The organism is Schwartzia succinivorans DSM 10502, assembly GCF_900129225.1.
In the GTDB taxonomy this organism is placed as follows: domain Bacteria; phylum Bacillota; class Negativicutes; order Selenomonadales; family Selenomonadaceae; genus Schwartzia; species Schwartzia succinivorans.
This window is the reverse complement of record NZ_FQUG01000013.1, coordinates 1-19,203: the sequence shown is the minus strand read 5'-3', so window position 1 is coordinate 19,203 and position 19,203 is coordinate 1. Positions and strand designations below refer to the sequence as shown.

Sequence of the window (19,203 nt, the reverse complement as noted above, 5' to 3'; positions counted from 1 at the left end):
CTGCGGTACCAGAAAGCGTTAGGGATATAATTGCAAAACCATTTGGGTATATGGCGGCTGCTGTGGGACTACCTGTAGTTATGGTATCCCAGGAAGAGGACGATTTTTGTGGAGATTTAGCCGGAGTATTCAGTGCAAATCAGAGATTTGCTCCCTGGCAGACGAATCATGTGATTTGCTGTCCCGATGAGCGTGCAGGTGATTGTGCAGGATGGATGGGATATGGCGGGTGCAAAAAGGAATATAGTCATTGTATTTGCCGGGTAAAACCTGACGAGATAGTGAGCGGTGTAGAAATATTACTTCAGTAAATTTAACTACGCATAGCTTAAGGATGGTACCTGACACCGGAAATGAATTGTGCAATACCTTAATGAGGCGATATGACTGAACAGACACAGCAAAAAAGAAATCCCCTATATATAAATTTATTTTCAAGGCAGCATTATTATGTCAGTAAAAAACGTCCTGATATGTTATAATTTTAACAGAAACTTCTTTATACTGACTTAGGGGAGGTAAAATCATGGCACGAGAAAATCTTATCAAGGAAGCATTTAAGGACCGTTACGGAGACACACCGTTCATAAATGACTCAACAACAGCTACGCTGATAAGCGCTCTGGCAACTCCGATCAACATCAGAAAAATTACTGCCTTCTGCATCATAGGCGAACCGCCAATAACAGCCGTTGTTCACGATATTGAGCTCTTTGCCGAAAACAACGGCATCGCAAGAAACGGACAAATCCCCGATGAATGGAAGGAAAATGTTGGCAAACTTATTGGCGCCATTGCCTATTTCCTTGGATATGCAAAACACACGGAGAAAACTCTGAACTGCATACCTCCAACAAAATATTTCAAATCCGGATCAAATTACATCTGAACGTCACAAAAGGGACTGCGTTTTCACAGTCCCTTTTTGCATGCCTATTTACTTAATATCTGTGCGGACAACAGTGAATCCGCCAGCCATTCACCCTAATGAAAGGCTGTATGCCGGATTCAGTCAGTTTTACGCGAAAAATTTCGTAATTAAATCCGTAAGGGCTTCCTGGTCTGCAGCTGCCATGAATTCCCTTGCGGAATGCATGGCAAGGATGGGTACACCTATATCCTGTCCTCTAAGGCAAAGATTTGCCGATACCATGGAGCCAAGTGTCGAACCGCCGGGGATATCTGAACGGTTCACATAGGTCTGATACGGCGCAAAAGCTTCATCCGCCAATGCCTTTACAACTGCCTGTGCCTCGGCATCCCCAACATAGGACTGGCTTGCAGCCTGCTTTATGGCAAAGCCGCCGCCAAGCTTCGGACGATTTGTCGGGTCAGCTTTTCCCGAATAGTTCGGATGCCATCCATGCGCTACATCCACGGAAAGAAGAAAGCCCTGTGCAATATCCTGTGAGCGTTCATTTTCGCGGCCAAGGCTCTCGTAAATTTTTCGAAGCAGCTCATCAAGTAAAGCGGAATTTGCTCCCTGTTTCGTGCGGCTTCCAACCTCTTCGTTATCAAACATGGCTGCAACAGTAATACCGCTTTCTGTTTTTGCGTCCAAAAGCGCATCCATGCAGGCTTTTACTGATGTAAGATTATCCAAACGCGGCGCAGAAATGAATGCTCTGTCAAAGCCCAGCACACATGGCTCTTCACAGGCGTACACGGTGAGGTCATAGGAGAGAATATCGTCCGACCTGCAATCAAGTTCTCCTGCCAGCTGTTCGATGAAAAACTCCTTTGAAATTTCCTCACCGTCCAGCGCGGCAAGCGGGAGCATCTCCGTCTGTCTGTTCAGCTTTTCGCCATCATTGACCTTTCGGTCCATGTGTATAGCAAGCCGGGGTATAGTCAAAATCGGCCGTCCAAAATCCACATACCGCGTCACAGGATGAAAAGCGTTCTCTCCGCGAAGCGCAACGCTTCCTGCAATCGAAAGGGGCCGGTCAAGCCAGCTGGACTGTATAAGCCCGCCATACGGCTCTACATTCAGCATAAGGCAGCCGCCTTCCTTCATATCAGGTGAAGGCTTAACACGAAAGCCCGGGAAATCCGTATGTGCTGCCGCAATGCGGAGCATTCCTTTTTTCCTTCCGACGCGAAAGGCCATGAGCGCACTCCCGAATACGCTGACAAAATAAGCCCCGCCTGCTTTAAGTTTCCATGCCCTTCCCCAGGCAAGCTCCTGAAACTTTGCAGCCTTCAGTATTTTCTCCACCGCCATTACCGTGTGGTACGGTGATGTACTTTTCTTTATAAATTTAAGAAGTTCCTGTGTATTCATGCCTTCAGTTCCATTCCACATCAAACAATTCACCGAAGCTGCATTTCTGCGCTACGTATGCATCTGCTTCACCCTCATCATAGCAGCCCGTATCGACGCTTCCTGTCATGAAGTAGGTAATCGTCATGCCCTTTTCCACAGATTCAACGCCAACGATTTCTCCCTTTGGATTCACCATATCTCCACAGTTAATCTTGCCGATAAGAGCCATACGGTAATCGTTCTCGGTGGGATATTTCCCTTCCCAGTCCTTATTGGAATACGTTCTTTCAGCGTATCCCGTAACTTCCATTGATGTTCCGACCAATTTAGATTCCTCCTGTTCTTTCATCATTTGTAATTAGTATAACTCGGCAAAAGATGTCCCCCACTTCTGTAATTAGGGCTGAAGCAAACAACAGACGGCGAGAATGTCTCCTGCCTCGCGCGACGCGAAGCTAATGCCATTGGCAAAATGCCACAGAGGAAAGTTTGCCTATGACAAATTTGATTGTATGCATTATAATGCATATTCATAAAAATTTCATCCTCGTATTTCTATAATTAGACCATTGCATAAAATCCAACTATAATACTGAACGGACTTATATGACATGACAAACCTTAGCAGAATTACCTCTAAAATTACAAAGTTCATATTCCGTCTTTTCTGTCTGATTCTTGGACTGCACGTTCTTTTTATTGTATTTCTGCTGGCGGCAGGAACCTATAAAGTGATGCTTTCATGGACTCTGCTGGACGTATCACAGGAATACAAGAAAATTGATGCGTACGAGGGCATCGTCCTCAAAGATTATAACAAGCAGAAAGCCTACAAGCGTTCGTTCTGCGGGCTGACAGAAACAGATGAGCCCGCAGATTTTTCTTATCACGGCGAACAGCTGAACAGCACCGCTCACGATACATTGCAGCGTCTTGCCCCGGGTAACGCAGGACATATAGGACAATGCACTCTTTCTCCTGATGGAAGAAGAATACTTTACGTGAAAGCAAACCCCTCTGACGAAGCCGATCCCACGGATATAGTTGACTACAGCTACAATGTGCTGAATCTTGATGACGGTACCGTCCTGGAATATTTCCGCAATCCGAGAGCAGGATTGGGTGTAGAGTGGCATTAAAATATTATTCTACCAATTATGATATTTCCGGAAATCCATCCACTTTAGCATCTATTTCGCTTGGAATACACAACACGTTGCTCGAAACAATATTTACAGGTATCTTAGTACCATCAGAAAGCATCGCTTCATTTACAAATACATTCTCCGGATTATGAAAATAATTGTTTGGATTATAAAGCGTTGGCTCATGCTTATAGATACGATATCCGAGTGATTTAATATATTCGAACAATTCCTTATTTTTATCACTGCGGTCCGCTTCCGTGTAAATAATGGGACGATATTTCTTTATTGTTTTCTCTGCCCCGCGCAGAACTTTAAGCTCCATTCCCTCTACGTCAATTTTAAAAAAGTTACATCCCGGCAAATTAAGTGAATCAACCGTAACCGTTTCAACCGGTTCGCCTTCCGTATAATCACCAAGCTCCAGTCCACCCCAATTAGTTATAGCATCTACATTCAGGACAGGAACCTTGATAATTTCCCCACTCACATCACTAAGGCATTTTTGCAAACAATGCACATTTGTAAGGCTGTTTATCGCAACATTTCCCGCTAGAAGCTGAAAAACCAGCCGCTGTGGTTCAAATGCCCAAACCTGTCCTTTATCTCCTGCCATCTGTGCCAAATGTACAGTATGCGATCCGATATTCGCTCCGGCCTCCACGACAATATCTCCCTGGTGCACAAGCTGTTCAAAGATATCCGCCTCGCCCTGACTATACTCACCATAAAGCCTCAGAGATTTCCCAACATATTGATCAAGCTGATTGTACATAATTTTTCCATAGCGAAAATCATGACAAAGTGTTGAATGCCACATGAAAATTCCCCCTGTTATTCTAAATCACATACACACGTTCTATTAAATCATTATTATCTTATTTTCCATGCATCAGATAATTCTTTTCTATCCTTTAAGTCTTTTCTCAGACGGTCTATTGTAGAAATCACCATTTTAGGTGGAATTTTAACCGAGCACTCATACTCACGTTCCGTATCATGATGTCTTGGGCACAATGGATTCAGCCAATCTACCGTCATATCATTGTAGCAGCCGTGGCACACCAACGGATTAATAACACGATAAGGCGTGTCAAACTCTGCCACTGGCATACTGAACCCACTGATGAGTACAACGGGGCAGCCGGCCGCATCTGCCAGCCACGAAAGACCGCTGCCAACTCCGATAAAAAAATCTGCATATGCCAGAAGTTCAATGCGATCCGTCAGCGGAAGATTTCCCGTATAATCTTCTGCTCCCTTAGGCATACACACCTTACGTCCCTTTGAATCCTCGTTACATCTGTCACGATCTATACAGAGTACACGATATCCCAGCTGCTTCAGATAGTCTATAACAATATCCCATCCATTGGGATTAAGCCACGACTTCGCCACTCCCGATGCCTGTACGGCAATGCACACATAAGGTGTTTCAATTTCTCTTGGTTTCTTTGGGTAAAACAAAACCTTTTGGGGATTACGATGCAAACCAAGCAAAAATCTTCCCACATACTGTACCGGAAGTGCCCTGGATGAATCCGACAGCAGAAATGGCGGAGTCATTACTGTGCCTATCAGATAATTCGCATATGTATCATCCGTTATACTGTTTATAATCTCAAGTTCCGGAAAATACTCCCGTATAATAGGCTCATACGCAGGATTAGTCAAAATCAGCCCATGGCATTTATGAAGATTAACAAATTCCTGAACATACGGAAGAAGCATTACCGCCTCTCCAAGTGGCGTTTTTTTCAGGGAAAATAATACATTCATCCCTTCAGGATTGAAAACATGCGCAAATTTCAGCTCACCGTCCAGATATGCCTCAACGCGCCATTTTATGTAGTATTTTTCCATGGAAATCAACACTTTTTCCGAGACAGCTTCATCAAAAAAGACAAATTCGCTGTCATCATCCGAAATACAGATATGCCAATTTCCTTTTGGCACTCTCAGCCTGAGTCCTGCATTAAAATCAATTCTGAGTCCCTCGATTCCTGTCTCGCCTTTAATCGGTCCTGCATCGGAATCCAGACTTGCAATTTCACTGAAATCCGAACCGCCTACATCCTTAACATCAGAACTGAAATAGAGTATCGGAAGGTCATGCACGATTTTCAACTGTAATCCCGCTTTCTTTTATTTTCTCGCCACACCGGGGCTCAACCCTTTGCCTTCTCACCGTAGAAGACATATTTATTATTGAACATATTCATATATTTCGTGTACGGGAGTTTGACCTCCATTGTCCCCATGGCATATGGCCCGATGGCATAGGAGCCGAAATAGACAACCAGTGCCTCCTCTGTCATGCCGTACTGCAGCTTATGGTCATCTATCATTTTCTGCACCTTTTTTACAGTTTCTTTTTTATCTATCATTTTTGTCTGTTCCCTGCATTGTGCAGTCGTTTCATGCACGATAATCTCTGCCAGTCCTTCGGTGGTCTCAAATATATCATCAAGATTGAGCTCTTGCCCTGACTTTGTATCAAACACATGACCTCTGTAGTATGTTACCGGATGTGCTCCACCAAGAAAAATAAACTCCTCTCCTACACAGCTGAATACCGTTGTATCCGCCCTGAGCCCGGAGAATTTTAACTCGTAGCAAAATGGAGGGGTCGAGCCGTCACTGAACCAACCGTCTGCCTTGCGCGCATTATACTGTTCAACGAGGTCAGGCTCCCAGTATTTCATCATTTTATGCATGTATGCCCAGTTATCAGTGGCGAGTCTTTCAAGCGCTCTCTGAAGCTTTGGAAACTTTCGGGCGCTCTGAACCGCAAGCTCAACCTCGTAGGTGCGGCCGGTCATAATCACTCTGTCGTCATGCTTAAGCTCTGTCCGCTGCACTATTGAATCATACGCCAGAGGCGTACTGTACTCAAGCCCGTCCGGTGCCTTGAGCTGCATTCCTTCCTCGCAGGACGCTGTACTCCACACAATGGAGCAGCCGCTGTCAATCGGTGCAAGAAATCCCAACGCAAATACCGCGCTTCCTGCCGCCAAAACCTTTTTCCACATTTAAATTCCCTCCGTTTCACGATAAATAATCCTTTTAGCTACATAATATAAAATCATAAATAAAATTGCCATAATTTTTTCAATTTCATGCGCATCCGCTTTATATAACTCGGCAAAAGATGTCCCCAAACAAACTAAACTTTACTGTTTTTTTAATCTACACTCACTGCAAATCAATGTATATTATATGTTATAATACATATAATAGGTGGATTATCTACTGATGTAATTAATTTATACAATTTTTTAATGGCATCTTATTTTCCACCGATATATATTGATGAGAGTTTTACCTCTACGGGTGTCAATGATTGACACTCACGAACGGAATCGACACCGCATGGAAGAATGGATGAAACAAAGGAGTGGATTGAAATGTCGATGGTAGTCAGGAACAACCTGTCAGCCGTGAACACGCTAAACACGCTGAACAGGAATCAAACCGCGCTGTCGAAGAACCTAGAGATGGTATCTTCGGGAATGCGCATCAACAGTGCCAGGGATGATGCTTCGGGATATGCTATCTCGGAGCGTATGCGTGTGCAGATACGCTCCCTGAATCAGGACAATCTTAACACGCAGAACGGCAACAGCATGATGAAGGTGGCCGAAGGAGCCGTACAAAGTACGGTTGATATTTTGAAAACCCTGAAAGAAAAGGTCATCGATGCAGCAAACGACACCAACACGGATGCTGACCGTGCATTTATCCAGAAAGAACTTGATCAGAGCATTGACCAGATTAACGACAATGCCAATGTAACCTACAACGGAAAATATCTCGTCGATGGTTCTAAACGTGGCAAAGGAATTGCAACCTACAATGCGCTTACGAATCAAAGCTTTTCGACGAATACAGGCGCAGGTACTGCACTGACTGAACTGGAAGACCGCAATGGAAATAATCTGGGGATTTTGTCATCGGATAATGTCACAGTTTCCTATGTACAAAACGGCAAAACCTATACCACCTCATATACCGCAGGAACAACATCTCTGCAGTATATCTTCAAAGCGGCTGAGGATATTGATACCAGCACATATACATTTGCAGATCAGTATAATATCGCTATAGCAAAGGTTAACGGTGTTACGGATTACGCGGAGCTTGCGGCACAGGCTGCTTTGGCGCAGGGCTGGGTTACTACAAGCTCAAATGTTTCACTGGCGGCAACAGGGCTATATAATAGTTATTCATCGTTATTATCCAATTTGCACAGCGCGCTTGATGATTTCAGGAACACTGTGGTTTCATTCGCCTCCTCAACCGATGTTGTTGTGGCTGGTATAGCATCAAAAGCTCTGAATGAATTTGATGGCTGGAAGACTGGCAGCTCACTTAAAGAGGCCGGAACTCCCATCAACAACACCCCAAAAGTCAGTGATCTCAGTACTCTATCGTATTTGAATGTATGTCTTGACCTGACAGGTGACACAGGCACTAGAGATGCGTACTCGTCTGCTTATACGGCATTAAGTAACTTCCTAAGCTCAGATTCAACTTCCTTAAACGATGTGAGTACTCCCACGCCTCCGGAAGTTCCTCTTTTGGGCTCCAATCCATATCCACTGGGAACCGCCGGCTACAACACATCATCGTACTCAGGGTATGCTTCATCAGCCTCTGCGATTGCTACGGAAGCAAGCAACTTCTATGATTCCCTGTCCGGTCCGAAGCTTTTGGACGGTACTAAAGTCGGCATTTCTCGTGCAGATGAGATTGTCTACACAGCCAACAACGAAAACGCGATTACCGTTACAGCTATGAACAGCGGTGTAGGCGGTCAGATTTCCGGATTTACCGTCAGCGTCTCCGATATTGACGGTAAGATAAAGAAATCTGTCAATGCAGTGCTCGACGCATGGAGCGAAACCATCCGCGGAGAAAATGAGGAAGCCGAGGATACAGCAATTGTCCTGCAGGTCGGAACAAGAGCAAATCAAGCAATAAAAATCGGGCTCACCGATATGCGTGCCCAGGCTCTCGGACTGCAGGGAACTGACGGCTCAACACTGAACGTATCGAACCAACAGAATGCGAATGCCGCCATCAATGTATTGGATACGGCGATTCAAAAGGCCTTGGATCAGCAGACCTCCATTGGTGCTATTGAAAGTCGTCTAACCTACACCTCGACGAATCTGACCACGGCAATCGAAAATGTCATGGCATCAGAAAGTACTCTACGTGATGTCGATATGGCACAGGCTATAACCGAATACACAAGGAACAACATCCTGTCGCAGTCGTCTCAAGCTATGCTGGCACAGGCAAACCAGAACTCAAGTCAGGTGCTGTCACTTCTCAGGTAACTCATAAAAGAATATTTCATTCCATGTTTCAGATTTTTTACGGTGTCGATTCAAACCTCCGCCCACCACTCCGGGCGGAGGTTTTCTTATACAAAAAAGAACCGCTGCACAAAAGTGCAGCGGCCCGTAAAAAGCTGTCATATTAAATTCAAATTTAGTCTTCTTTGGACCAGCGTATTATGCAGGAGGCCCATGTAAGGCCCGCGCCAAAGCCCGAAAGTGCCACTATATCGCCTTTCTTAAAGCGTTTTTCAGCAGCAGCCTCAGCCAACGCGATAGGAATGCACGCCGCCGACATATTTCCGTATTTCTGTACTGTTAATATTACCTTTTCCATAGGCATGTTCAGCCGCTTTGCCGCGGACTGAATGATGCGGATATTCGCCTGATGCGGCACAAGCCAGTCAATCTTTTCCTGAGGCATACCGATTTTTTCAAGAGCATGCTTCACAGTATTTCCCATGGCTTTTACGGCAAATTTGAAAACATCCCTGCCGTTCATATGAATGAGATTGAGCCGCTGGTCAATGGTTTCCTTGCTTACCGGCAGACGGCTTCCGCTGGAGGGAATCTGTATGGCATCTCCGCCGGAGCCGTCGCTTCCCAGGTCAAAGCTCAGGATTCCGTATCCATCCTCAACCTCTCCGACCACTGCGGCTCCCGCACCGTCACCGAAAAGCACACAGGTATTGCGGTCCTCCCAGTTTATATATTTCGAAAGGGTCTCCGCGCCTATAACCAATGCCTTTTTATACGCACCCGTCTCAATGAACTGCGTTGCCACACTGAGTCCGTAAGCAAAGCCTGAGCATGCGGCAGATAAATCAAATGCCGCCGCTTTTTTTGCGCCGAGCCGGGTCTGCAGCATACATGCCGTCGACGGGATGATTCTGTCAGAGGTAAGCGTGCATACGATAATGAGATCCAGCTCCTCAGGAGTTACTCCCGCGTCCTTCAAAGCAGCCTCTGCCGCCCTCATGGATAAATCAGAGGTTGCCTCGTCATCTGCCGCTATACGCCGCTCCTTGATACCGGTGCGCTCGGTGATCCATTCATCACTTGTATCAACTATCTTGGACAAATCGTCATTGGTCAATATTTTTTCCGGAACATAAAAGCCTGTTCCAAGGATTCCTGCACTATGTTTCTTAAACGTCATTCTTTCGTATCTTCCCCCTTGCCCTGTCATTTAATACTAAATTAACTTTGTTTCGTTCATAAAATAACAAATTACACTGCAAATGAATTTTGCAGTGTAACGACTAGCTTTCATTATACAGTAATATTTCGGATTGAACAAGGGGGGGCCTATTCCTCCATGACCTGCAGCCAAACTACAGAATAAAGCACCCCAAAAAGGATAAGCTTATCTCAAAAAAGGGGCTGTCCCAAGGATTTTACCCCGGGACAGCCCCGCTTTTAATCAAAAGAATACAGGAACAGCATAGATAAGCAGCGACAGTATGAAGAACGTCGCAGTAACGCGCTTCCAGAATCTGTAATCCTTATCCATAGCCAGCTTCTCCTCTGCTGTAGGTTCAGGTGTATCGACAATCAGTGTCTCAAGCCGTACCTCCTCTATACCACGGTTCTGTCTGCGGCAGAACCAGTATACAACAATACCTGCAACGCACCAGATAATACCGGACACAATAGCGTCCTGATCAAGCTGTGTCATCATAATGAAGTATATGATGATACTGACAGGTACACCTATTTCAACCATCGGCGCCTTGAACGGACGTTTCAGGTCCGGCAGACGGTGACGGAGTCCCCACGCTGCCGCAATACCTATAATGTAATAGAAAAGGTCTGCAAAGAGACTGACTGAGGCGACGAATGTGATAGGATATTTTACAAGTATAAGCGAAAGCACACCAAGAAACAGAATCGCCACCCATGGCGTACCGTATTTCGGATGCAGCTTGCTGAAAATTTTCGGCATAGAGCCTTCACGGGCCATGGCATAAAGATATCTTGGCGGTACAGCAATGGACGAGTTGAGCGTCGAGAAATCTCCGCCCACGGAAATGCCCAAAGCAAGCATAACAAGAGGCAGTCCGAGGATTCCTGCCGCCTCCATTGCCTCCGCATAAGGAGCATCGGCAGAAGCCAGTGCCGGCAGTGAATCAGCAGGTGTAATACCCACAAGGAACCACTGGAAAATAGCATTGACAATGAATACGATGAACGGTGCCAGCTTTAATGCACGCGGAATATTGATTTCCGGAAAGCGTATCTCTTCCCCGAGAGCGCAGCAGGTCTCAAATCCGGCAAAGCACCACCAAATGAGGGCAACCATTCCTATAAAGCTCCATGAGGACATATCAGAAAGCCCCGCAGGAAGCACTACATAGTGCGGCATCTGAATATTCGGGAGCATGGTCAGTGCCCAGATAAAGGCGATACTCCAGAAAAAATAGATAAATGCATTCTGCAGGCGGCCTGTGAACTTTGTACCGTAAATATTAGTGCCGATAAAAACAGCGATAGGAATCATGGCAAGAACCGCGTCATCAAGAGGAAGCTCTATTCCCATAGCGCGAAACAGCGTTTTAAAATAAAAGGCAAAGGCAAGCGCCTCACCCGATGTGACCGCAACAAGAGACGCGATAAAATTCCAACCTGCCAGAACCCCCGCGCTGTGACTTAACCCAAGCTGGGCATATTTGTACGTTCCTCCTGCAAATGGAAGCGCCGCCCCCATCTCTCCATATAGCCACGCAGGGTAAATACTGATAAGCATCGCAACAAAGGTCGCCAAAACAACCATGCTGCCCATGTTTCCGACAATCTGAGAACCAATGGTAAACAGGCCGACGCCGATGACAGTACCAACAGTAATGGTGACTGCCTCCTGCATCCCCAGAGTCCTCTTTAGGGAATTACTAGAGTTCAATTACATCATCCTTCCTTTCTTTAGTTCAGTAAAGCGTTACAGCAATAACATTATAATGCATTAAATCAAAGTTTGTCAACGGAGAACTCTGTCTATATACAATGAAAACAAATTTTTTCAAAAAAAGGCTGCCCACGCAGTTACGCGAAAGCAGTCCTTTTAAGCAATACTATATTTTTCAACTCAGAAAATCATGGCGTAGATGCTTGCACCAAATACAGTCAGTATTCCGGCAGCTACAATAGCAAGAGAGCTCATTGCTCCTTCCGCAGCACCCATTTCCATAGCCTTTACCGTTCCTATGGCGTGCGCCGCAGAGCCTATTGCTATGCCCTTGGCTATAGGCTCCTTTATCCGAAAGATTCTGCATACAGGCTCGGCGATTATGTTTCCCAGGATACCTGTGACGATGATAACGGCAACAGTAATAGACACATATCCTCCCAGCTCCTCCGTCACGCCCATGCCGATGGCCGTCGTGATTGATTTTGGGAGCAGCGTCACATAGCCCGCATGGTCAAGGCCGAACAGGACCGCCATCACAAGTATGACAGTAAGACTCGTTACTACGCTTGCCGTGACTCCTACAACCACAGCCGTAATGTTTTTCTTCATGGTTTCAAGCTGCTCATAAAGAGGGACAGCAAGGCATACGGTGGCAGGCGTCAAAAGATAGCTGACGTATTTCGCTCCATCATAATAAGTGTCGTAATCTATTCCGAAAATAAGCAGAAATGCAATAGTAATCACAATGGCAGAAAGCAGCGGATTCAAAAGAGGACTTCCGGATTTTTCCTTTAGCCACACGCCCGCACCGTACGCCGCCAACGTCAGCAGCGTTCCAAAAAATAAAGAGTGATGCCAAAATTCGTACATTTTTATTCTTCCTTCTATGTCTTCTATATCATCTGCGGCTTTTTCTGATAATGAGCTGTGTAACATGTCCCGTTACCACCATCACCGCAACCGTCGAAAACACGGTAATCACAAGGTACGGCAGCAGCGCAGGCTGAAGCACCGGCCATGATTTAATCAGTCCTGCCGCTGCAGGAACAAAAAGCACAGGCATTATCTGAATAAGAAAAACCACAATGCCGTGAATATCCCTTAACTGTATCCATTTGCGCTGCAGCGCCAAAAACAGAAGTATTATGCCATAAATACTGGCAGGCACAGGAAGCGGGATAAGCGCGTGCAGTGCCTCTCCTATAAATGAAAAGAATAAAATGACAGCGAACTGCTTCAAGGATTTCATTCTGCTGCCACCTCTCCTGTCATCACATCATCAATGTAATTTTCGATAATGGCTTCTGTCCGGTTCAGTCCAAGACGACAGCTGTTTATTGAAAGGTCATACATATCTGCCTGCCCCCATGTCGTTCCTGTAAAATAGCGGTGATAGGCCAGTCTGTTTTCATCGGCTTCCCTGACCTTTTTCTCAGCAGACTGATGGCTTAAATTATACCTCCCCATGAGTACCTTCACACGCTCATCAAACTCGCCGCAAAGGAAAATCCTTACGCAGTCAGCCCGTCCGCCATACACCACATTGCCGCAGCGGCCAATGAGTATAAAATTGTCCTCAGGAAGCAGCGTTGTCAAAATCTCCTTCGCCGCGATTCTGACATTATCCGGCACTGCCGAAAGGGTTATTGCCGAAAGCAGGCTGTTCATAGGCCTCTCTGCAAAAAAATCCGGATACCTCTCCAAAAGCCCTTTCGTCTTACCCGCCTCTGTGAGCGCCCGCAAATCAAAAAGCGGCATCCGGTACCTCTGTGACAGCGTCCGTCCGATAAGTGTTCCGTTGCTGCCGCACTGCCTTGCCAATGTGATAATCATATAAATCCTTCTTTCAATGATACCTGTACCCTAAAAGGTTCAGGTGAAAACATGAATCGCATTCTAGCACCCAATTATGAAATTAACATCAAAAAAATACCACACTTCAAATGAAGCATGGTATTTCGTCATTTCATTCAAACTGTCGTCAAAAGGAACTTTCCGTTTCCACGAATCCAGTACTCACCATAATCCGCCGGAACAAAAACCGACGCGCCCTTTTCGAGAGTTTCATATCCTGTACGGCACTCCAGCTCCATAAGTCCGTCAAGAACCATAATCGACTGGAAGCTGCTTCGGTCTGACAAAAGATGACAGCGTCCGTGCAGATTAAACTCATGCACAGTAAAATACTCGCAGGACACCAGCTGCTTCATGTCATACTCCGCAAAAAGAAGATTCGGAGGCAGAGCCGACGGCTTCGGCGAAGGCTTAAGGCTTACGACATCAAGCGCCTTATCCACATGCAGCTCCCGAGGCTTACCATTTTTGTCGAGACGCCCGTAATCATAAACACGGTATGTGGTATTGGAATTCTGCTGAATCTCTGCTACAGTAATGCCCCCACCGATGGAATGAAGCGTACCTGCCTCAATCAGGAAAGCATCCCCAGGTTTCACCGGAACACGGTTGCAGACCTCAAGCAGAGTCTTATCCTCGATACGCTGCCTGAGCTCATCACGGGTGACTTCACGATTCAGCCCATAAATCAGGCTTGCCCCCGGCTCGCAGTCAACAACATACCAGAACTCAGTCTTCCCGTACTCTCCTTCGACACGGAGCGCATAATCATTATCCGGATGAACCTGCACAGAAAGATCCTGCTCCGAATCCAAAAGCTTGATTAATATAGGGAAATACGAAAAACGTGCCGCATGTGCCCCCACAACACGGTCGCCCTTCAATGCAATGTAGCTTTCCAGCTCCATCCCCGCAGCCTCACCGTTCAGAATTATGCTGTGTCCATCCCTGTGACACGCAAGTTCCCAGCTCTCTGCCACATTTTCCAGTTCCGTTTTCTTATTATATTCCGTTTTAAGCTTTTTTCCGCCCCATATATAATCCTTGAGCGGTGCCTTCAATAACAAAGGATAAAGCAATATTTCGTCCTCCTATGACCGCGGTTTCTCTATATGAAACCATTATGTTTCGTTTTTGTCCAACAACCCCTTAATCATACCACAACACAGGCAAAAAAGAAACTTTTCTGCCGCCAGTAAAAAAGAGCGCCGTTTATGCGCGCTCTCTTTACGTTTTACTTAAGATGTCTCTTTTTCTGTTTCTTGTGATAGCAGAAATACCACACTGCAGCTCCGACAACACAGATAACAACAAACGCTATGCTAGCCTCATGCCCAATTTTCAAAAGATACTTCCAGCTTTCTCCGAGGAACATACCTGCCCAGAGAATAAGTGCCGTCCAAGGAAGCGAACCTAAAATCGTATAGATTGTAAACTTTTTAAAATCCACATGCGCAAAACCCGCCGGCAGAGAAATAAAGGTTCTGACCACAGGAAGCATACGGCTGAAAAATACAGCCTTGATACCATATTTATCAAACCAGTTCTGTGCAAGGTCGACATGAGATTTCTTTATAAGGAAGTAATGACCATACTTATCAACAAATGAACGTCCTCCCCGACGTCCAACCTCATACGCAAACCATGAGCCCAAAAGACCGCCCACCATTCCATACAAAAGCGCCCCTGAAAAAGTCATCTGCCCGGCAAAAATCAAATACCCGGCAAACCCGAGAATCAGCTCACTGGGAATCGGGATACATGCATTTTCCATTCCCATCAGCACAGCGACCGCCAAATAACCCCAATCAGCGATAAATCCCAAAAACATCTCAGATAAGCTTCCCATAAATCTGTTCCTCTCCCCCTGGCATATTTTCTGCCGGCACAGCATATTGCAAAAAAGCGAGCCTCCCCAGAGACCCGCCTTCAAACGATCACGTTCTCCCGTGATCCATCCTGTGTTAAATGGTGCCTCAGAGTGGAATCGAACCGCTGACACAAGGATTTTCAGTCCTTTGCTCTACCAACTGAGCTACCGAGGCAAAATGGCGACCCGGATGGGACTTGAACCCATGATCTCCGCCGTGACAGGGCGGCATTCTAAACCGACTGAACTACCGGGCCAATATAAAGCATCCGAGGATGCGTAAATACATGGTGACGCCAGCGGGATTTGAACCCACGAACCCGCCGTGAAAGGGCGGTGTCTTAACCACTTGACGATGGCGCCATGGTGGCTCACCCGGGATTTGAACCCGGGACACCCTGATTAAAAGTCAGGTGCTCTGCCAACTGAGCTAGTGAACCATAAAAACTAGTAAAATTTACCCATTAATAACGGATAAAATGAGTGCCCCGTAAACCATTGTGGTACTCACAGAACAACAGTATACAGGGCACAGTAATTTTTGTCAACACATTTCTTTTTATGCGGCAGAGGCTTTGTTTCAGCCGTTAAGCACCTTTGCCTTGAGATCCTCCGCTGCCTTGGTCACGCGCGAAAGATTTGCCGTAATCTCCTCTGTCGAAGCCGCCTGCTCCTGACTGATTGCACCGGTCGTCTCAATAGACCTCGAGATTTCCTCTACGGCCTTATTCATTTCCATAAGCGTTGCCTGAATCTTTTCCGTCGCCTCACGGGACTGCTCGGCCAGCTTTCTTACTTCCTCAGCGACAACAGCAAAGCCGCGTCCCTGCTCACCTGCGCGCGCTGCCTCAATTGCAGCGTTCAATCCGAGAAGGTTTGTCTGCTGTGCAATATTCGTAATGAAATCAATGACCTTAATAGTATCAGCGTTGCGCTCCTGCAAAAATTTCGCCTGTTTGATGGAAGCCTGCCCTGCTCTTGCCAACTCCCCGGCACTCGTTGCGACCTGCTCGACTGCCTGATAGACAGTCTGTGTGGAACGGGCAATTTCCTCTATGGAATTTACCAGCTCTGTGTTTTCTGTTCCTGCCATCTTATCTCATCCTCCCAATTTAACTTCGTCCCGAAGATGTTCTGCACATTTAATGATAGCTTAAACAGCCATAAAAAGCAATAATAGGTTATCAACTAATTTATAGCGTGTAAAGTTTAATAAATCTCTCATGCTGGCCAATAATGCCAACGGAAGCATCTGTCCGCAGACAAAATTTTCCATTGGCGTTTTGAACTAGCTTCCTATTGTAAACCTTGTCATATCAGAGGCGGAATTTCTGAACCTCCTGCTGCAGGCCTCCTGCCATCTCTGCAAGACGGTGGCTGGCATTGGCAATCTCGTCGATGGACGCGGACTGCTCTTCCGTTGCCGCCGAAACTGTCTGCGCTTCCTCTGCCGCTCCGCTGCTGGATTTGCTGATTACACGCATATGTTCGACAATATCCTCTCCATTCTTTGCAAGCCCGCTGATTTCCTTCGAAATTCCATCAACCTGCTCGGAAACCTTACCGACAATATCGATAATCCTGCGGAATGCCTCGCCCATGGATATGATGTTTTTCGCGCCGACCTGTACGTCTTTGCTGCTCTGCTGCATTCCCGCAACAGCTTCCTCCGTATCCTTGCGGGTTACCTCTATCAGGTCCGCAATCTGTTGAGCCGCCTCCCGGGAGGACTCGGCAAGCTTTCTTACCTCTTCCGCGACAACCGCGAAGCCTCGGCCCTGCTCGCCTGCGCGGGCTGCCTCAATAGCCGCGTTAAGAGCCAAAAGATTCGTCTGCTCCGCAATTCCCGTAATAGTATCGATAATCTGCCCGATTTCCGCAGAACGTTCGCCAAGCGCGGTTACGACCTCGGTGGATTTCAGCGTAGATGTCTCAATACGTTTAATCTGCGTGATCGCTTCTTCAAGTGTCTGTCCGCCTTCACGGGCAACATCAGCCGCTTCAAGGCCCTGCGATGCAGCAGCATCTGCTGTTACAACGATATGCTGAATAGTATCATTCAGATGTTCAATGGATTCTGATGTACCGCCTACCGCTGAAAGCTGCTCCTGTGTTCCCTGCGCGACCTTCATAATGGAATCCGCAATCTGGTTGGAAGCCAAGGCCGACTGCGCCGCTGTAGTATTGAGGCCTTCAGCCGCCGCAGACAGATTGGTAGAAGATTCATTTACGCGGCTTACAACCCTGCTTACACCGGCACGCATATCCTCAACGGCCTCTGCCAAAAGACCAAGCTCGTTGGAAGAATCCACCACATTGTTGCGCTTTCTGAAATCGCCTGTTGAAAGATGACGCATCTCGTCCATCATAATATCCATAGGACTCATAATCCTGTTGACCGTAAAGAGAATCGCCACGGAAATCAGAATCAGAAGAACAACGGAAATGCCAATCATAATCTTGAGCGCATTGAACACCGGCGCGAAAAGCTCGTCCTCATACGCGACGGTAGCCATGCCCCAACCGGTTGCCTTGATAGGATTATAGAATGCAATCATATCCTTGCCGTTAAGCTTGAAGCGGTATACGCCATGCTCCCCGGAAAGCATCTTCTTGCCCAGTTCCTTAATGGCAGGGTCGCTTTCCTCCGTTATTTTCTTCTTCATAATTGCTTCCTTGTCAGGGCTTACAATATAAGTACCCTCTTTGGAAACAAGATAGCTGTATCCGTCCGCGCCAAACTTCAATTTATCGACCTTGTCCATCACTGCATCTACATAAATCGCAGCAAGAACCATGGCATTATTCTTGCCATTCTCATCCTTAGCCAGAGCAATGGAATTGACAATAATCTTTCCCGTTGCCTGGGAAATAACAGGCGACGACATGAACGAATCCTGCGTGCCCGTCATGGTCTGTTTATACCAGGCCTTATCCGCATTATGCATTTCCTTGAATCCGGATTTCGTTTCGCCGTATAAAACGCCGGAGCCGTCAAAAGGGCCCCAGCTGACGCTGTCGTAAACTCCCGGATAAACCTTGTTCATCAGCTTGAGACGGTTCAGATTGTTCCGGTTCATCAAATCCGCATCAAGATTTCTTGCTGCCGGATGAGACGCGGCAGTCTGTGTTTCAAGCATACGGGCATCCAGCCAAGCCGAAACACCCTCGCTTACCTCGGATGCCGTACTAAGCGAGCTAGTGACCAGCTGATCCTCAAAGGACTGTCCCATGTACTTGAAAACGACACCGGACAAAATAATCAAGCCTGCGGCCACAATAGGGAGGACAAACATCAAAATCTCTGTTTTGACGGTCCTGGCGCTCTCTTTTTGTTTTTTATTATCGTCTGCCAAAATCTCCACCTCCAAAAATTCATATTTCTCTAATATATTTCTCCAAAACATATAATAATCCTGCTTACAGAAAAATATATTATGTTTTTTCAATAAAAAAAGCGACACACCAAAAGGTGTATCGCTCATTTTAACCGGCAGCTTCCTATCCTCCCGGGCCGTCTCCAGCCAAGTACTTTCGGCCTTTACGTGCTTAACTACTGTGTTCGGAATGGGAACAGGTGGAACCACGTAGGCATCACCACCGGATATATTTTGTTAAGAGATTGCTCTCTCAAAACTATACAGAAGAAGATTCGAACATTTTAGTCTTGTAAGTCAAGCCCTCGGCATATTAGTATTGGTCCGCTCCATCCCTCACGGGACTTCCACTCCCAACCTATCAACCTTGTCGTCTTCAAGGTGCCTTACCAGCTTGTGCTGTGAGAAACCTCATCTTAAGGCAGGCTTCACGCTTAGATG

General features: G+C 46.4%; 18 protein-coding genes, 4 tRNA genes, 2 rRNA genes and 1 pseudogene. 5 read left to right on the top strand and 20 right to left on the bottom strand.

Annotated elements, in window-relative coordinates; translation table 11 throughout:
* Positions 1–62: 62 nt before the first annotated feature.
* Positions 63–311 (top strand): hypothetical protein, encoded by a 249-nt coding sequence (locus BUA83_RS12570; RefSeq protein WP_144340541.1) that lies wholly within the window; start codon positions 63–65, stop codon positions 309–311.
* 215 nt (positions 312–526) lie between these two features.
* Positions 527–889: a hypothetical protein gene (locus tag BUA83_RS11675; RefSeq protein ID WP_072936465.1), complete on the top strand. Its 363-nt coding sequence runs from the start codon at positions 527–529 to the stop codon at positions 887–889.
* Between the two features lie 129 nt (positions 890–1,018).
* On the opposite strand, the gene BUA83_RS11670 is transcribed toward BUA83_RS11675, so the two are convergent.
* Together BUA83_RS11670 and BUA83_RS11665 are read right to left on the bottom strand one after the other, a co-directional pair.
* On the bottom strand, positions 1,019–2,284 hold the full coding sequence (locus BUA83_RS11670) for a M18 family aminopeptidase (RefSeq protein ID WP_072936484.1): 1,266 nt from the start codon (positions 2,282–2,284) through the stop codon (positions 1,019–1,021).
* Positions 2,285–2,288: 4 nt separating this feature from the next.
* On the bottom strand, positions 2,289–2,591 hold the full coding sequence (locus BUA83_RS11665) for a hypothetical protein (protein WP_072936464.1): 303 nt from the start codon (positions 2,589–2,591) through the stop codon (positions 2,289–2,291).
* A 286-nt stretch (positions 2,592–2,877) separates the two neighbouring features.
* On the opposite strand from BUA83_RS11665, the gene BUA83_RS11660 reads away from it, so the two are divergent.
* Positions 2,878–3,405: a hypothetical protein gene (locus BUA83_RS11660; protein WP_072936463.1), complete on the top strand. Its 528-nt coding sequence runs from the start codon at positions 2,878–2,880 to the stop codon at positions 3,403–3,405.
* 16 nt (positions 3,406–3,421) lie between these two features.
* Here BUA83_RS11660 and BUA83_RS11655 read toward each other — a convergent pair whose 3' ends face one another.
* The 3 genes from BUA83_RS11655 to BUA83_RS11645 are packed head-to-tail and all read right to left on the bottom strand — an operon-like array spanning position 3,422 to position 6,443.
* Positions 3,422–4,231, bottom strand: a complete 810-nt coding sequence (locus BUA83_RS11655; RefSeq protein ID WP_072936462.1) for an FkbM family methyltransferase — start codon at positions 4,229–4,231, stop codon at positions 3,422–3,424.
* Between the two features lie 53 nt (positions 4,232–4,284).
* Positions 4,285–5,529, bottom strand: coding sequence for an autotransporter strand-loop-strand O-heptosyltransferase (locus BUA83_RS11650; RefSeq protein ID WP_234988335.1), 1,245 nt, complete (start codon positions 5,527–5,529; stop codon positions 4,285–4,287).
* Positions 5,530–5,579: 50 nt separating this feature from the next.
* Positions 5,580–6,443 carry an RsiV family protein gene (locus BUA83_RS11645; protein ID WP_072936460.1) on the bottom strand — a complete coding sequence of 288 codons (864 nt, stop codon included), beginning with the start codon at positions 6,441–6,443 and terminating at the stop codon, positions 5,580–5,582.
* A gap of 375 nt (positions 6,444–6,818) precedes the next feature.
* On the opposite strand from BUA83_RS11645, the pseudogene BUA83_RS11640 reads away from it, so the two are divergent.
* Both BUA83_RS11640 and BUA83_RS12925 read left to right on the top strand, forming a co-directional pair.
* Positions 6,819–7,451, top strand: a pseudogene (locus tag BUA83_RS11640) (flagellin); the annotation flags it as partial.
* Between the two features lie 756 nt (positions 7,452–8,207).
* Positions 8,208–8,756 (top strand): flagellin, encoded by a 549-nt coding sequence (locus BUA83_RS12925; protein ID WP_094756626.1) that lies wholly within the window; start codon positions 8,208–8,210, stop codon positions 8,754–8,756.
* Between the two features lie 154 nt (positions 8,757–8,910).
* Here the strand turns inward: BUA83_RS12925 and BUA83_RS11630 are convergent, their stop codons facing one another.
* From BUA83_RS11630 to BUA83_RS11560, 15 genes are all read right to left on the bottom strand, one after another.
* Positions 8,911–9,915 carry a beta-ketoacyl-ACP synthase III gene (locus tag BUA83_RS11630; protein ID WP_072936459.1) on the bottom strand — a complete coding sequence of 335 codons (1,005 nt, stop codon included), beginning with the start codon at positions 9,913–9,915 and terminating at the stop codon, positions 8,911–8,913.
* Between the two features lie 264 nt (positions 9,916–10,179).
* A complete protein-coding gene (locus BUA83_RS11625) occupies positions 10,180–11,619 on the bottom strand; it encodes an APC family permease (RefSeq protein ID WP_072936458.1) in 1,440 nt (479 codons plus the stop codon).
* A 219-nt stretch (positions 11,620–11,838) separates the two neighbouring features.
* Complete coding sequence (locus BUA83_RS11620; RefSeq protein ID WP_072936457.1) at positions 11,839–12,531, bottom strand: LrgB family protein; 693 nt, start codon at positions 12,529–12,531, stop codon at positions 11,839–11,841.
* Positions 12,532–12,559: 28 nt separating this feature from the next.
* Positions 12,560–12,910 carry a CidA/LrgA family protein gene (locus tag BUA83_RS11615; protein ID WP_072936456.1) on the bottom strand — a complete coding sequence of 117 codons (351 nt, stop codon included), beginning with the start codon at positions 12,908–12,910 and terminating at the stop codon, positions 12,560–12,562.
* Positions 12,907–13,494 (bottom strand): cytidylate kinase-like family protein, encoded by a 588-nt coding sequence (locus tag BUA83_RS11610; protein WP_072936455.1) that lies wholly within the window; start codon positions 13,492–13,494, stop codon positions 12,907–12,909. Before BUA83_RS11610 ends, BUA83_RS11615 begins: the two co-directional genes overlap by 4 nt.
* A 137-nt stretch (positions 13,495–13,631) precedes the next feature.
* Complete coding sequence (locus tag BUA83_RS11605; protein WP_072936454.1) at positions 13,632–14,594, bottom strand: type I phosphomannose isomerase catalytic subunit; 963 nt, start codon at positions 14,592–14,594, stop codon at positions 13,632–13,634.
* A 155-nt stretch (positions 14,595–14,749) separates the two neighbouring features.
* The gene (locus BUA83_RS11600; RefSeq protein WP_072936483.1) at positions 14,750–15,364 is read right to left on the bottom strand and encodes a DedA family protein; all 615 of its coding nucleotides are present in this window, start codon (positions 15,362–15,364) and stop codon (positions 14,750–14,752) included.
* A gap of 120 nt (positions 15,365–15,484) precedes the next feature.
* Positions 15,485–15,560: transfer RNA gene (locus BUA83_RS11595), tRNA-Phe, on the bottom strand.
* A 4-nt stretch (positions 15,561–15,564) separates the two neighbouring features.
* Positions 15,565–15,642 (bottom strand) — tRNA-Asp (locus BUA83_RS11590).
* Between the two features lie 31 nt (positions 15,643–15,673).
* Positions 15,674–15,748 (bottom strand) — tRNA-Glu (locus BUA83_RS11585).
* Position 15,749: 1 nt separating this feature from the next.
* A tRNA-Lys gene (locus BUA83_RS11580) sits at positions 15,750–15,825 on the bottom strand.
* 140 nt (positions 15,826–15,965) lie between these two features.
* A complete protein-coding gene (locus BUA83_RS11575) occupies positions 15,966–16,478 on the bottom strand; it encodes a methyl-accepting chemotaxis protein (protein WP_072936453.1) in 513 nt (170 codons plus the stop codon).
* A gap of 223 nt (positions 16,479–16,701) precedes the next feature.
* Positions 16,702–18,681 (bottom strand): methyl-accepting chemotaxis protein, encoded by a 1,980-nt coding sequence (locus tag BUA83_RS11570; RefSeq protein WP_407695189.1) that lies wholly within the window; start codon positions 18,679–18,681, stop codon positions 16,702–16,704.
* 192 nt (positions 18,682–18,873) lie between these two features.
* Positions 18,874–18,990: ribosomal RNA gene (gene rrf, locus BUA83_RS11565) — 5S ribosomal RNA — on the bottom strand.
* A gap of 65 nt (positions 18,991–19,055) precedes the next feature.
* Positions 19,056–19,203 (bottom strand): 23S ribosomal RNA (locus BUA83_RS11560); the annotation flags it as partial.

Bases quoted from the DNA above. Each gene is read 5' to 3' on its own strand.
- BUA83_RS11630 (WP_072936459.1), bottom strand. From the start codon at position 9,915: ATGACGTTTAAGAAACATAGTGCAGGAATCCTTGGAACAGGCTTTTAT.
- BUA83_RS11575 (WP_072936453.1), bottom strand. From the start codon at position 16,478: ATGGCAGGAACAGAAAACACAGAGCTGGTAAATTCCATAGAGGAAATT.
- BUA83_RS11625 (WP_072936458.1), bottom strand. From the start codon at position 11,619: ATGCAGGAGGCAGTCACCATTACTGTTGGTACTGTCATCGGCGTCGGC.
- BUA83_RS11645 (WP_072936460.1), bottom strand. From the start codon at position 6,443: ATGTGGAAAAAGGTTTTGGCGGCAGGAAGCGCGGTATTTGCGTTGGGA.
- BUA83_RS11655 (WP_072936462.1), bottom strand. From the start codon at position 4,231: ATGTGGCATTCAACACTTTGTCATGATTTTCGCTATGGAAAAATTATG.
- BUA83_RS11600 (WP_072936483.1), bottom strand. From the start codon at position 15,364: ATGGGAAGCTTATCTGAGATGTTTTTGGGATTTATCGCTGATTGGGGT.
- BUA83_RS11675 (WP_072936465.1), top strand. From the start codon at position 527: ATGGCACGAGAAAATCTTATCAAGGAAGCATTTAAGGACCGTTACGGA.
- BUA83_RS11620 (WP_072936457.1), bottom strand. From the start codon at position 12,531: ATGTACGAATTTTGGCATCACTCTTTATTTTTTGGAACGCTGCTGACG.
- BUA83_RS11615 (WP_072936456.1), bottom strand. From the start codon at position 12,910: ATGAAATCCTTGAAGCAGTTCGCTGTCATTTTATTCTTTTCATTTATA.
- BUA83_RS11670 (WP_072936484.1), bottom strand. From the start codon at position 2,284: ATGAATACACAGGAACTTCTTAAATTTATAAAGAAAAGTACATCACCG.
- BUA83_RS12925 (WP_094756626.1), top strand. From the start codon at position 8,208: ATGAACAGCGGTGTAGGCGGTCAGATTTCCGGATTTACCGTCAGCGTC.
- BUA83_RS11660 (WP_072936463.1), top strand. From the start codon at position 2,878: ATGACAAACCTTAGCAGAATTACCTCTAAAATTACAAAGTTCATATTC.
- BUA83_RS11570 (WP_407695189.1), bottom strand. From the start codon at position 18,681: ATGTTTGTCCTCCCTATTGTGGCCGCAGGCTTGATTATTTTGTCCGGT.
- BUA83_RS11610 (WP_072936455.1), bottom strand. From the start codon at position 13,494: ATGATTATCACATTGGCAAGGCAGTGCGGCAGCAACGGAACACTTATC.